The sequence below is a fragment of the Desulfobulbus alkaliphilus genome (assembly GCF_016918545.1).
Lineage (GTDB): Bacteria > Desulfobacterota > Desulfobulbia > Desulfobulbales > Desulfobulbaceae > Desulfobulbus > Desulfobulbus alkaliphilus.
The window spans coordinates 1-452 of sequence record NZ_JAFFQC010000227.1 but is presented as its reverse complement, the minus strand read 5'-3'; the positions used below and the strand labels follow the sequence as shown (position 1 = coordinate 452).

Sequence of the window (452 nt, the reverse complement as noted above, 5' to 3'; positions counted from 1 at the left end):
GTCCACGTACAGGTGCTCGATGGGCTCCAGGGTCTTGCCGTTCTCGTCCTTCTTGAGGATGACCTCGGGACGGCCCACGGAAAGCTCGAAGCCCTCGCGGCGCATGGTCTCGATGAGGATGGCCATCTGGAACTCGCCGCGGCCCTTGACCAGGAAGGCGTCCTTATCGGTGGTGTCTTCCACGCGCACGGCCACGTTGCGCAGGCATTCGCGATTCAGGCGGTCGCGGATCATGCGGCTCTGCACCAGCTTGCCTTCACGGCCGGCCAGGGGCGAGGTGTTGATGCCGAAGCGCATGGCCACGGTGGGCTCGTCCACGCGGATGCGCGGCAGGGCGCGGGGGTTCTCGCGGGTGCAGATGGTGTCGCCGATGGTCACGTCCTCGATGCCGGCCACCACCACGATGTCGCCGGGCTGGGCCTTGTCCACCTCGGCCAGCTGCAGGCCTTCAT

Annotated in this window: 1 pseudogene; it reads right to left on the bottom strand. The window is 67.0% G+C overall.

Features of this window, described 5'->3' with window-relative positions:
* A pseudogene (locus tag JWG43_RS18260) lies at positions 1-452 on the bottom strand (translational GTPase TypA); the annotation flags it as partial.